Below are 11,482 nucleotides of genomic sequence, written 5' to 3'. Positions count from 1 at the left end.
GGGCCCGCCCCCCGGACCCCCGGACACGGGGGTCCCGGGCTCACGGCGCCCGGGCAACGACCACGCGGCGAGGGCCGGGGAGCACAGCGCTCCCCGGCCCTCGCCGCTTGCTCGTGACCGCTTCTGGCCAGGTGTGATCGAACACTTATCGCTCATCGACCCGTCCTCGCGGAACTTTTCGGTCTGTCGTACGAGGCCTCATACCAGAGCGGGACGCTCCGCGTACGAGTTTGTCAACTGCCCATCGCACATGATGCGCTGCCGACTACTGTCAGTGTCCGTCGGGCGACGCAGGGCCGAAAAGTTCGGTTCTCCCGACTGACGCCCGCATGCGCGTGCCCACGGCACGCATACCGGCATGCGCACCCTGGCAATCAGGACCGACGGACCCGTACGACGAGGACACCGATGTCTCACCTCCGCGCACCGGCCGCCCGCGCAGACCGCCGTGAGGGCGGGCGGCACGGTCGGCCGGCCGCCCGCGCCGTTCCCGCGCTGCCCGAGACCCACATACGGCCTCAGTTGCTGCGTCTTGCCGTGCTGCCGCCCGTCGCCGCCGCCCTCAGCGGCTGCGCCGCGGTCCTGTTCACCGTGCGCTCCACCGGAGCGCGGCCCAGCCTCACCCTGTGGGGCGTGCTCGGCGGCGCGGTCTCGGTGACCTGCGCCGGCATCCTGATCGCCGCCGTGGCCGCCGACCGCGCGGCCCGGTCCGTCAGCGACCGGATCGGCGCGTTGCGCCGCAGCAGCGCGCGCGGCGAGGCCGATCTGCGTGCCCTGGTCGAGGCCCTGCGCCGGGGCGAGGCCCCGCCCCCGCGCAAGCCGCGCGGCGGCCCGCCCGAGGACGCCGACGACTTCGAACTCCTCGCCGCCGATCTGACCCGTGCTCACGACGGGGCCGTCACCGCCGTCGTCCAGGCCGCCCAGCTCTCCAGCCAGGCGGGCAGCGAACAGAAGTTGGAGGTCTTCCTCAACCTCGCTCGCCGACTGCAGTCGCTGGTGCACCGCGAGATCTCGATCCTCGACGAGCTGGAGAACGAGATCGAGGACCCCGACCTCCTCAAGGGCCTCTTCCACGTCGACCACCTCGCCACCCGCATCCGCCGCCACGCCGAGAACCTCGCCGTGCTCGGCGGTGCCGTCTCGCGCCGGCAGTGGAGCAACCCGGTCTCCATGACCGAGGTACTGCGCTCGGCCATCGCCGAGGTCGAGCAGTACTCCCGGGTCAAGCTCGTGCCGCCGATCGACGGGGAGCTGCGCGGTCACGCCGTCGCCGACGTGATCCACCTGCTGGCCGAACTCGTCGAGAACGCCACGGTGTTCTCCGCCCCGCACACCCAGGTGCTGTTGCGCGCCAACCTCGTCACCTCCGGACTCGCCGTCGAGGTCGAGGACCGCGGACTCGGCATGCCCGTGGGCGAGCAGAGCCGGATGAACGCCCTGCTCGCAGACCCCGACCAGGTCAACGTGGCCAGCCTGCTGGCGGACGGCCGCATCGGCCTCTTCGTCGTCTCGCAACTCGCCAAGCGGCACGGCATCCACGTCCGGCTGCAGACCAACATCTACGGCGGGGTCCAGGCCGTCCTCGTCGTGCCGCAGGCCCTTCTGGGCACGATGCCGGGCACGTCCGGAGCCGTACCTCAGCCGCTGGACGGCCCGCCGGGCCCGACCGAGGCCGCGGGCCCGGCGCTGCCGCCGCGGCCCTCCGGGCCCGAGGGGACGCATCGGGGGGCTCCGCACGCAGGGGACGGTATTCCGCCCGCACCGTCCTCGCGGCCGTCCGCGGGGCAGCGCCCGCAGCAGTCCGCCTCGGCGGGGGAGCGGGGGGTGGCCGGGCGGGCCGTGGGGGCGGGCTCGGGCTCGACCTTGGGCGCGGCTTCGGGGGTAGCTTCGGGGCCCGGGACACGATCGGCATCCGGTGCGGGTGCGGGTGCGGCTGCGGGTTCGGGTGCTGGTGGCGGTTCGGTTCCGGGCTCAGGTTCCCTTCCCGTTCCGCGTTCGGGTTCGAACGGCACTAAGCCTGCCCCGCTTCCCGTGCGCGGGGCCCGCAGGGAGCGGCCGACGCCCGCGGAGGCCGTGCCCGGCATCAGGCCCGACGACCGGCCGCTCGTCGCGGAACACACGGCCGCGCCGCCAACTCCGCGTGTCAGCGCGGTACGCGGCACCATGGGCAAGCCCCAACTGCCGCGACGTCGGGCCCAGGAGCACATCGTGCCCCAGCTGCGCGGCGGCCCGGCGCCGCGCCAGGACTCGGAGCACCCGGCCGGCCACGACCCCGGCCTGATGGCGGCCTTCCAGCGCGGTATCGGCCTCGCCGAGGCGCAGCAGCATCTGGAGGCGGCACCCGGCGACACGACGACTTCCATGGCGTCGACCCACATGGCGTCGACCCACATGGCGTCGAGCCACACGGCGTCTAGCTACACGGCGTCTAGCTACATGGGGCCGGTCGACACGGGCACGGCCCACATGGCGCCGACCGACAGACGGCTGACCGAAGTGGGGCTGACCGACGTGGGGCCGGCCCTCAACGAGCTTTCAGGTATGCGGTCCTCCGATATGGGGGCCACCGACATGGGGCCCTCCGACATGGAGTTCGGCCACATGGGTCCAGCCGATGTGGAGCCCCCGCACCACACGGACGGCACCAACATGACTCCGGCGCCCTCCATGGACGTACGGCCCCTGCATCCGCTCCCCACGGACCGGGCCCGCATAGCCGAGGCGCGCCACCCGCACGCGCCGGTGTCCCGCGAGGCGCTTGGCGCACGGGACACCGGGGCCGTGCCCCGTCTCGACCTCGACCTCGATCACCACACCCGGAACGACGGGAGCGCACCCGCCGGATGACCACCCCCGCGTTCACCCCACCCCCCAGCGCTCCCGCAGACCTTCGTACCTCAAGGAGTCGATCCACCATGGCGAGCGAAGCGCCGACCGGCCATGTATCCGATCTCGACTGGCTGATGAGCGGCCTCGTGCAGCGCGTACCGCACACCACCAGCGCGGTACTCCTCTCCTGCGACGGGCTCGTGAAGTCGGTCCACGGCCTCGACCCCGACAGCGCCGACCACATGGCGGCCCTGGCCTCCGGCCTCTACTCCCTGGGCCGCAGCGCCGGAGTCCGCTTCGGCGACGGCGGAGAAGTCCGACAGGTCGTCGTCGAACTCGACTCGACCCTGCTGTTCGTGACCACCGCCGGCTCCGGTACCTGTCTCGCCGTGCTGGCCGGTCGCGAGGCCGACGCGGCGGTGCTCGGCTACGAGATGGCGATGCTGGTCAAGAGCGTCCGCCCCTATCTGATGACCGCACCCCGACAGTACGCCGTCGAACCCACGGCGATGAGGCCTTGAGGGTGGCGGCGGTCGGCGACGGGCCCTGGCTCGACGACGCGGCCGGGCGGCTGGTGCGCCCCTTCACGGTCAGCAACGGCCGTACCCGGCCCAGCATCGCGCTCGACCTCCTGTCGCAGGTGATGGCCACCGGAGCCACCCCCCTCGGTTACCTCGGCCCCGAACACGCCCAGGTACTCGACATGTGCCGCGCACCCGTCTCGGTCGCCGAGGTCGCCGCCCACCTCAAGCTGCCGGCGGTGGTCACCAAGGTGCTGCTGTCGGACCTCGTCGACTGCGGGGCGCTGACCACCAAGCCCCCCGAGTTCCACCACAACCCGACTGACCGGGCCCTTCTGGAGGCAGTGCTCGATGGACTACGACGACAGCTCTGACCCCTTCCCCACCGCACTGAAGATCCTGGTGGCGGGAGGGTTCGGAGTAGGCAAGACGACCTTCGTGGGCGCGGTCAGCGAGATCGCCCCGCTCAGCACGGAGGAACTGCTCACCACGGTCAGCGCCGCGACCGACAGCCTCGACGGCATCGAGAACAAGGTCGAGACGACGGTGGCCATGGACTTCGGCCGCATCACCCTCGACCCGGAACACGTTCTGTATCTGTTCGGCACACCCGGACAGGAGCGGTTCTGGTTCATGTGGGACGAGTTGTCGGAGGGTGCGCTGGGGGCGGTGATCCTCGCCGACACCCGGAGACTGGAGGAATGCTTTGCCGCCGTCGACTTCTTCGAACAACGTGGCCTCGGCTTCATCGTCGCGATCAACGAGTTCGACGGCTCGTACCGCTACGACCCGGAAGAGGTCCGCGCCGCCATCGACCTCGCCCCGGAGATCCCGGTCGTCCGCTGCGACGCCCGGATCTCCAGTTCGGGGGTGCAGACCCTGCTCACCCTGGTACGGCACCTCATCGCCCACAGCCCGGCGCCCGCGCCGAGCCACGGCGCCCACATGTGATCCCCGCACACCCGCCCTGGGAGCCCATATATGCCCTGCGTCCACAGTGACGGAGCCCGCCCATGAGGTACGACCCGTCGCGCCCGGCCGGTCGTCTGCTTCTCACCCCCGAGGACGAGGAGGCCCCCGCTCGGGCCCGGCGCCTGAGCCGACTGGGCCTGGGAGAACACCCGGACCCCGCCCTCGACGCCTACGCGGACCACCTCGCCGAGCTCACCGGGGCGCCGTACGCCATGGTCAACTTCATCGACGAGAACCGGCAGTTCTTCGCGGGCCTGCACCTCCCCGAGGTGGCACCGCGCGTCGTGAAGGCCGACGGCAGCACGCCGGTGCTGGGGCGTCAGCTGGCCCGCGACCACGGCTTCTGCCCCCATGTGGTCGTCCGGCGCAAGGCGCTGGTCCTGGAGGACGTCTGCGACTACCCGCGGTTCGCGGGCAACGCGGTCGTCGACGAGTTCGGCATCCGCTCCTATCTGGGCGCACCGCTGATCGACAGCACACAGATGGTGCTCGGCACCGTGTGCGTCGTCGACGTGGAGCCGCGGCCCTGGGGGAGGGCCGGCCTGGAGGCCATCAAGGCGTCGGCGGCGGAGCTGGTGGCCCGGCTGGAGCGACGCGAGGCCGACGGACTCCCGCTGCTGTGACGGCGGGCACGGCCTCCTCGCCAGCCGACCGGTCTAGTACCGACGTACAGTTGCCTCGTGGGACGAACCAGTGACGCCAGGCAGAAGATCCTCGGTGCCGCACGCTCGCTCATCGAGGGGCGCGGCTACACGGCCCTGGGTGTCGCCGAGATCTGCAAGGCGGCCGGCGTGCCGAAGGGCAGCTTCTACTACTTCTTCGAGTCGAAGGAGGCCCTCGCGCTCACCGTCGTCGACGAGCACTGGGTGGCCCAACAGCGCGACTGGGCGCGGATCCTGGGCGGCGACGCGCAGCCGCTGCAGCGGTTGCGGCAGCTCTTCGAGGAGACGGAGGCCGGCCTGCTCGCCGGCCAGCAGGGCTGCGGCACCGTGGCGGGCTGTCTGTTCGGGAACCTCAGCCTGGAGCTGAGCAACCAGACGGAGGCCGTCCGCGGGCGCCTCCAGGAGATCTTCGACGCGCAGGTCGACATGGTCGAGGCGGTCGTCGCCGAGGCCCAGGACCGCGGCGACGTCACCGTGACCGACAGCGGGGAGGCGGCACGAGCGGTGGTGGCCCAGCTCGAGGGCCAGGTGCTGTTCGCCAAGCTGTACAACAGCACCCAGCGGCTGAGCCCCCTGTGGAACAACTGCCGGGCCCTGCTCGGCGCCACCGGCCCCTGAGAGGTGTCGTTCGGATCACCTCGGGTCCGCGACACCTGGCACGGCACCTCGCCGCGTTGTCGCATCAGCCGAGTACTTCCCCCTAGTACGCCCCCCTAGTAGCCCCGCCACACGTTGTCGAACGCGGCGTCCTCGATCGCCTTTCGCCGGCGTACGGCTTCCAGCTCCATCACCGCGTCGCCGACGGCGGCCAGCACGGTCGTGACCGCGTCGCCCGGGATGTCCTCGGCGCCGTCGGCCGACTCGTCACCGATCCCGGCCGCGGCAGCCAGGGCGGTGAGGACGGGTTCGCCCGCCGCCCAGCGCTCCTCGGCCTCGCGCCGGGCCGTCGAGTCGACCAGTTCCGTCCGCCCGGTCCGCAGCCGGATCCGGCCCCGCGGCCGGGTCGTCAGACTGATCCGCTCCAGGTCGTCGACGTAGGCCGAGGACAGCCCGCGACCCCGGCGCCACAGCCAGTCCTCGACCGACTCGTACGGTTCCTGCCGTACGAGCGCCGAGGCCGCCTCGTCCAGGAGGCGGTCGCCCGTGGGTGCCTGGGCGTTCGGCAGGATGCGATCGCCGTCCAGGACGAGGGCCTGCGCCTCGATGAGGTCGAACACCTCGGCTCCCGCGAGCACGAGCGACAGATCGCCCTGCTCCACCGGCTTGTCGGTCGCCGCGTTCAGGGCGACGATCGCGAGGTCCCGTGCGGTGGTCATGAGCAACTCCACGTCAGTTGGCCGAGTTCGGGGCGAGAGCGTCGGGGCCGGCCGATGCGGTCCGGGCCTCCCCGGTCGATTCTCGCTGCCCTTCCGGGGCTGTGTGTCCTACTACGACCATGTGGTGCGGGAAGCCGATCCGCAGCACGGCGGCGGCCCCGGCCGCGGCGAGGACCACGAGGGCGGCAAGGAGCAGGGCCTGGTGGTAGCCGTGGCGCAGCAGCGGGGCGACGGCCAGTGGGCCGAGGATCTGGCCGACCGAGTACCCGGCGGTCAGCAGGGCGACCGAGCGGGGGAAACGCAGGTGCGCTCCAGCGGCGAGGGCGAGCGTGCTCACGCCGATGAACGTGGCGCCGAACAGTACCGCCGAGCCGAGGGCGGCGGCGGTTCCGCCGACCAGGGCGGGCAGGGCGATGCCGGCCGCCTGGACCACGAGGGCGGTGAGCAGCAGTCCCGGGCGTGACCAGCGGCGCCCCAGCCGGGCCCACAGCGCCGAGGACGGTACGGCGGCCAGCCCCACGAGCACCCAGGCGCCGCTGCCGACCCAGCCGGGGGAGCCCTGCCCGATCGCCGCGACCAGGAAGGTCCCGGCGACGATGTAGCCGACGCCCTCCAGCGTGTAGCTGACGAACAGCGCACCGAACCAGCGGTGTGTGCGGGCCTTCGCCTTGCTCCTGGCCGCCGGGGCGAAAGGCGCGTCCTCCGGCCGCAGGTTCCACGAGGCGCCGGCGAGCACGGCGGCGAGCGCGGCCGCGGCCCACCAGGCCGCCCGCCAGTCGGCGGCGGAGCGCAGGACCAGCACCAGCAGGCCGGACAGCGCGATGCCGCCGCCCACCCCGCCGAACGCCCAGCCGGACAGGTGCGGCGGATGTTCCCGCAGGTGATGGAGGAGGGAGCCGACCGCGACGACGAACACCAGGGCGCTCGCCACCCCGGCCAGCAGCCGCAGCAGGCCCCATACGGTGGTGCTGTGGGTGAGGGGCATCGCGGCGAGCGTCCCGGTCAGCAGGATCAGGGACCCGCGCAGTACGACACGCGACCGGACCAGCGCCGGGAGGAGGATGCCCGCGAGCGCCCCGACGAGATAGCCGACGTAGTTGGCCGTGGCCAGGTCCGCGCCGGCGTCGGCGGACAGGCCCGCCTGGGTGTGCATCAGGGGCAGGATCGGGGTGTAGACGAAGCGGCCGACGCCCATGCCGGCCGCGAGCGCGGCCGCGGCCTGGGCGACATGGGTCCAGGGGGAGGGGGATGCGCTCACCGGGTGCCGTCGGCCCGGCCCGGGTCGCTGGGGTGGGACTCGAGCGGGGTGACGGCGACGGTCATCCACGGGCGCAGCGGCAGCGTGCCGAGCACCTTCTCGTGCAGTTCCTCCTCGTCGGCGGCCCGCCACACGCCGATGCTGCGCAACTCGCCCACGGGGCGCCACAGCCGGGCCAGGTTGCCGGCGGCGGCCAGTTCCCCGGCGCGCACGGCCTCGGCGGCCCGCCGCCGGTCGACCTCGTCCTGGCCGGTGCCCTCGGGGATGGTGGTGGTGATCTCGACCAGGAACTCTCGCATGATCTCTCCGTTGCTCGGTGGCATTCGGAAGTCCGCTACGCACCTCATCCTGCGCCCACCACCAGGACCGATGCCACGACCGGCTTCCTAGCTACTGAGAGGCGCAGCCTCCCAGCGCGCGTACCATGGCGCGCGTGGAACTGCGCCAGCTTCGGTATTTCGTCGCGGTCGCCGAGGAGCTGAACTTCGGCCGGGCCGCCGAGCGGCTCCTGATCGCGGGCCCCTCGCTCTCCCAGCAGATCAAGTCCCTCGAACGGGACCTGGGCGTCCGGCTGTTCGACCGGGACCGTCGCTCGGTCTCCCTCACCCCGGCCGGCGCCGCCCTGCTCCCGCACACCCGCGCGCTGCTGGAGCGGGCCGACGACCTCCAGCGCCGGGCCGGCCGCCTGTCGGGTTCGGAGTCGGTACGGCTCGGCTACGTCAACTGGCTTCCGCCGGACCTGACTTCGCGGACGGCCGCAGTGGCCCAGGTGCATCTCGACGCATGGGTCGCGCCCTCCCACACGCAGGCCGCCCGGGTCGCCGACGGCAGTCTGGACCTCGCCGTGTGCTGGGTGCGGACCGAGGACCTCGACCGGCTCGGGCTGCGGGCCCGGCTGATCGGCGCCGACCGGCTCTACGCCGTCGCCAAGGGCGGCGACACCCATGACGTACCTGAGGTGGCGGCCCAGGACACCGACGTCCTGGTCGACGACGACATCACCTCCTGGGCGTCCTGGAACGTGTACGCCGAAGAGCTGGCGCGGGTCACGGGGGCCCGTACGGTACGCATCTCGGACGGGGCCATCACCGGCCCCGCCTTCTTCGACCACGTACGCCGGTGCCGCCGCCCGGTCCTCAACTCGCCCAAGGGGCAGACCACTCCGCTCCCGCCCGACCTGGTCCGGCGCGAGATCGTCACGCCGAAGCCGTACTGGACCTGGTCCCTGGTCCGGCGTGAGAGCGAGGACCGCGCGGGGGTCCTCGCCACCGTCGACGCCCTGTGCGACGGCGTCGGCGACCTCGGGATCCACACCCCGGACGCCTGGCTGCCCGCCGACGACCCGCACGCCCTCCCGCGCTGATCTGTGCTGCGAGCCTGAGCCTCGCAGGCGGGAGGAAACGAGTCCCGCGAAAACCCCTTCCGGCCTTTGACGGTGCCCTTTCTCCGACCTACGTTTCCAATTAGTCGACCGGTCGGCTAGTAACCGGTCACCTCCTTTCGGAAAAGGTCATCATGAGCACTCAGAACCAGAAGGTCGCGGTCATCACCGGCGCATCGCAGGGCATCGGCGCCGCCCTCGTCGAGGGCTACCGCAAGCTCGGATACGCGGTCGTCGCCACCTCGCGCACGATCGCCCCGGTCGACGACGCCGACGTCCTCACCGTGCGGGGCGACATCGCCGACCCGGCCACCGCGGAGCGCGTGATCACCGCCGCCGTCGAGCGGTACGGCCGTATCGACACCCTGGTCAACAACGCGGGCGTCTTCGTCGCCAAGCCGTTCACCGACTACACGGCCGAGGACTACGCCGCCGTGACGGGCATCAACGTCGCCGGCTTCTTCCACATCACCCAGTCGGCAGTCCCGCATCTGCTCGCCCAGGGCGGCGGGCACATCGTCAACATCACCACCAGCCTGGTCGACAACGCGAACGCCAACGTCCCTTCCGTGCTGGCCTCGTTGACCAAGGGCGGCCTGCAGTCCGCCACCAAGTCCCTCGCCGTCGAGTACGCCACCCGGGGCGTACGCGTCAACGCCGTGTCGCCCGGCACCATCAAGACCCCCATGCACGCCGAGGAGACCCACGAGTTCCTCGCCGCCCTGCACCCGGTGGGCCGTATGGGCGAAGTGAGCGACATCGTCGACGCCGTGCTCTACCTGGAGACGGCCCCGTTCGTCACCGGCGAGATCCTGCACGTCGACGGCGGCATGAGCGCCGGTCACTGAGCGGCCGCCGGACAACCGGAGAAGGATAGGGATGAGGTCATGAACAGCACGACGAAGGACGACGAACTGGTCCTGCGTGACGTCCTCGACCGCTGGAAGGCGGCCGTCGACGCCCACGAGCCGCAGGAGGTCGCGCGGCTCTTCACGGAGGACGCCGTCTTCCAGGGGCTCCACCCCTACAGCGTCGGCAGGCCGGGAGTCGCCGAGTACTACGCCTCCCAGCCGCTCGGAATGACGGCGGCCTACCGCATCCTCGAGACCCGTCGGCTCGCCGGCGACCTCGTACTCGGTTACCTGGACGCCGAGTTCACGTTCACCGACCGGGCCCCGGTGGTCGTCAAGATCTCCGTCCTGGCGAAGCGGCTGGAGGACGGCTGGCACCTCGCCCACTACCAGGTCTCGCGCCTGGAGCAGTGAACAGGGGCGAGGCGGGGACAGGTGTGAGGTGGGGGCAGGGGTGAAGCGGGGACAGGTGTGAAGCGCAGCTGCGGCGCGGCTTAAGAAACTCTCGATGGACGGGAGTGGCGGCGTACGGCAGATTGCTACGCGATTCCCCCTCTCCCCGGCTGCGGGTGCCTTCGGCATGCCAGAACCGGGGTCACACCCACAGGAGCCGTAGCGTTGAAGGCACTGGTCAAGGAGAAGGCGGAGCCGGGGCTGTGGCTCGTGGACGTGCCGGAGCCCGCCGTCGGACCCGGCGACGTACTGATCAAGGTGCTGCGCACCGGCATCTGCGGCACCGACCTGCACATCCGGGCCTGGGACGGCTGGGCGCGGCAGGCGATCCGCACCCCGCTGGTGGTCGGGCACGAGTTCGTCGGCGAGGTCGTCGAGACCGGGCGGGACGTCACCGACATCACGGCGGGCGACCGGGTCAGCGGCGAGGGCCACCTGGTGTGCGGCAAGTGCCGTAACTGCCTCGCCGGTCGGCGGCATCTGTGCCGGGCCACGGTCGGCCTCGGCGTCGGCCGCGACGGGGCGTTCGCCGAGTACGTGGTGCTGCCCGCCGCCAACGTGTGGGTGCACCGCGTCCCGGTCGACCTCGACATCGCCGCGATCTTCGACCCGTTCGGCAACGCCGTGCACACCGCGCTGTCGTTCCCGCTGGTCGGCGAGGACGTCCTGATCACCGGCGCGGGTCCGATCGGGCTGATGGCCGCCGCGGTGGCCCGGCACGCGGGTGCGCGCAACGTGGTGGTCACCGACGTGAGCGAGCGGCGGCTGGAGCTCGCCCGCAAGATCGGCGTGAGTCTCGCGCTCGACGTCTCGCGGGCGACGATCGCCGACGGGCAGCAGGAACTCGGCCTGCGCGAGGGCTTCGACATCGGACTGGAGATGTCGGGCCGCCCCGAGGCCCTGCGCGACATGATCGCCAACATGACGCACGGCGGCCGGATCGCGATGCTGGGCCTGCCGTCCGAGGAGTTCCCGGTCGACTGGGCCCGGATCGTCACCTCGATGATCACCGTCAAGGGGATCTACGGCCGGGAGATGTTCGAGACCTGGTACGCGATGTCGGTCCTGCTCGAAGGCGGGCTGGACCTCGCTCCCGTCATCACGGGCCGGTACGGCCACCGCGACTTCGAGGCGGCGTTCGCCGACGCGGCGAGCGGACGCGGCGGCAAGGTCATCCTCGACTGGACCGCCTGAACGACCTGACGCCCTTCCCGACTCCCCTCCAGCGCGAGCACCCCA

General features: G+C 71.9%; 13 protein-coding genes. 10 read left to right on the top strand and 3 right to left on the bottom strand.

Going from position 1 to position 11,482, the window contains the following annotated elements; genetic code table 11:
• The first annotated feature begins 408 nt into the window (after positions 1-408).
• From AB0H86_RS42620 to AB0H86_RS42595, 6 genes are all read left to right on the top strand, one after another.
• On the top strand, positions 409-2,847 hold the full coding sequence (locus tag AB0H86_RS42620; RefSeq protein ID WP_362451469.1) for an ATP-binding protein: 2,439 nt from the start codon (positions 409-411) through the stop codon (positions 2,845-2,847).
• A gap of 68 nt (positions 2,848-2,915) precedes the next feature.
• Positions 2,916-3,350, top strand: coding sequence for a roadblock/LC7 domain-containing protein (locus AB0H86_RS42615; protein ID WP_362451467.1), 435 nt, complete (start codon positions 2,916-2,918; stop codon positions 3,348-3,350).
• Between the two features lie 2 nt (positions 3,351-3,352).
• On the top strand, positions 3,353-3,724 hold the full coding sequence (locus tag AB0H86_RS42610) for a DUF742 domain-containing protein (protein WP_362451465.1): 372 nt from the start codon (positions 3,353-3,355) through the stop codon (positions 3,722-3,724).
• A complete protein-coding gene (locus AB0H86_RS42605; protein WP_362451462.1) occupies positions 3,702-4,301 on the top strand; it encodes an ATP/GTP-binding protein in 600 nt (199 codons plus the stop codon). The genes AB0H86_RS42610 and AB0H86_RS42605 overlap by 23 nt, the downstream gene beginning before the upstream one ends.
• Before the next feature lie 62 nt (positions 4,302-4,363).
• Complete coding sequence (locus AB0H86_RS42600; RefSeq protein ID WP_362451460.1) at positions 4,364-4,945, top strand: GAF domain-containing protein; 582 nt, start codon at positions 4,364-4,366, stop codon at positions 4,943-4,945.
• Between the two features lie 57 nt (positions 4,946-5,002).
• On the top strand, positions 5,003-5,602 hold the full coding sequence (locus tag AB0H86_RS42595; RefSeq protein ID WP_362451458.1) for a TetR/AcrR family transcriptional regulator: 600 nt from the start codon (positions 5,003-5,005) through the stop codon (positions 5,600-5,602).
• Between the two features lie 95 nt (positions 5,603-5,697).
• Here AB0H86_RS42595 and AB0H86_RS42590 read toward each other — a convergent pair whose 3' ends face one another.
• From AB0H86_RS42590 to AB0H86_RS42580, 3 genes are read right to left on the bottom strand one after another with little or no spacing between them, the layout of a single operon-like run.
• Complete coding sequence (locus AB0H86_RS42590; RefSeq protein WP_362451456.1) at positions 5,698-6,300, bottom strand: GPP34 family phosphoprotein; 603 nt, start codon at positions 6,298-6,300, stop codon at positions 5,698-5,700.
• A 13-nt stretch (positions 6,301-6,313) separates the two neighbouring features.
• Positions 6,314-7,495 (bottom strand): YbfB/YjiJ family MFS transporter, encoded by a 1,182-nt coding sequence (locus AB0H86_RS42585; RefSeq protein WP_362451480.1) that lies wholly within the window; start codon positions 7,493-7,495, stop codon positions 6,314-6,316.
• A 59-nt stretch (positions 7,496-7,554) separates the two neighbouring features.
• A complete protein-coding gene (locus AB0H86_RS42580; protein WP_362451453.1) occupies positions 7,555-7,857 on the bottom strand; it encodes a muconolactone Delta-isomerase family protein in 303 nt (100 codons plus the stop codon).
• Between the two features lie 125 nt (positions 7,858-7,982).
• On the opposite strand from AB0H86_RS42580, the gene AB0H86_RS42575 reads away from it, so the two are divergent.
• From AB0H86_RS42575 to tdh, 4 genes are all read left to right on the top strand, one after another.
• Positions 7,983-8,921 carry a LysR family transcriptional regulator gene (locus tag AB0H86_RS42575; protein WP_362451451.1) on the top strand — a complete coding sequence of 313 codons (939 nt, stop codon included), beginning with the start codon at positions 7,983-7,985 and terminating at the stop codon, positions 8,919-8,921.
• A gap of 152 nt (positions 8,922-9,073) precedes the next feature.
• Positions 9,074-9,787: an SDR family oxidoreductase gene (locus AB0H86_RS42570; RefSeq protein ID WP_362451449.1), complete on the top strand. Its 714-nt coding sequence runs from the start codon at positions 9,074-9,076 to the stop codon at positions 9,785-9,787.
• Positions 9,788-9,826: 39 nt separating this feature from the next.
• Positions 9,827-10,204, top strand: a complete 378-nt coding sequence (locus AB0H86_RS42565) for an SgcJ/EcaC family oxidoreductase (RefSeq protein ID WP_362451446.1) — start codon at positions 9,827-9,829, stop codon at positions 10,202-10,204.
• Between the two features lie 204 nt (positions 10,205-10,408).
• Positions 10,409-11,437: an L-threonine 3-dehydrogenase gene (tdh, locus tag AB0H86_RS42560; RefSeq protein ID WP_362451443.1), complete on the top strand. Its 1,029-nt coding sequence runs from the start codon at positions 10,409-10,411 to the stop codon at positions 11,435-11,437.
• Positions 11,438-11,482: the final 45 nt, after the last annotated feature.

Origin of the sequence: Streptomyces sp. NPDC050997, from assembly GCF_040660135.1 — a bacterium.
Classification (GTDB): Bacteria; Actinomycetota; Actinomycetes; order Streptomycetales; family Streptomycetaceae; genus Streptomyces.
This window is presented reverse-complemented; position numbering and strand designations above follow the sequence as displayed.

Bases quoted from the DNA above. Each gene is read 5' to 3' on its own strand.
- AB0H86_RS42605 (WP_362451462.1), top strand. From the start codon at position 3,702: ATGGACTACGACGACAGCTCTGACCCCTTCCCCACCGCACTGAAGATC.
- AB0H86_RS42600 (WP_362451460.1), top strand. From the start codon at position 4,364: ATGAGGTACGACCCGTCGCGCCCGGCCGGTCGTCTGCTTCTCACCCCC.
- AB0H86_RS42615 (WP_362451467.1), top strand. From the start codon at position 2,916: ATGGCGAGCGAAGCGCCGACCGGCCATGTATCCGATCTCGACTGGCTG.
- AB0H86_RS42565 (WP_362451446.1), top strand. From the start codon at position 9,827: ATGAACAGCACGACGAAGGACGACGAACTGGTCCTGCGTGACGTCCTC.
- AB0H86_RS42570 (WP_362451449.1), top strand. From the start codon at position 9,074: ATGAGCACTCAGAACCAGAAGGTCGCGGTCATCACCGGCGCATCGCAG.
- AB0H86_RS42620 (WP_362451469.1), top strand. From the start codon at position 409: ATGTCTCACCTCCGCGCACCGGCCGCCCGCGCAGACCGCCGTGAGGGC.
- AB0H86_RS42575 (WP_362451451.1), top strand. From the start codon at position 7,983: ATGGCGCGCGTGGAACTGCGCCAGCTTCGGTATTTCGTCGCGGTCGCC.
- AB0H86_RS42585 (WP_362451480.1), bottom strand. From the start codon at position 7,495: ATGGGCGTCGGCCGCTTCGTCTACACCCCGATCCTGCCCCTGATGCAC.
- AB0H86_RS42580 (WP_362451453.1), bottom strand. From the start codon at position 7,857: ATGCGAGAGTTCCTGGTCGAGATCACCACCACCATCCCCGAGGGCACC.
- AB0H86_RS42590 (WP_362451456.1), bottom strand. From the start codon at position 6,300: ATGACCACCGCACGGGACCTCGCGATCGTCGCCCTGAACGCGGCGACC.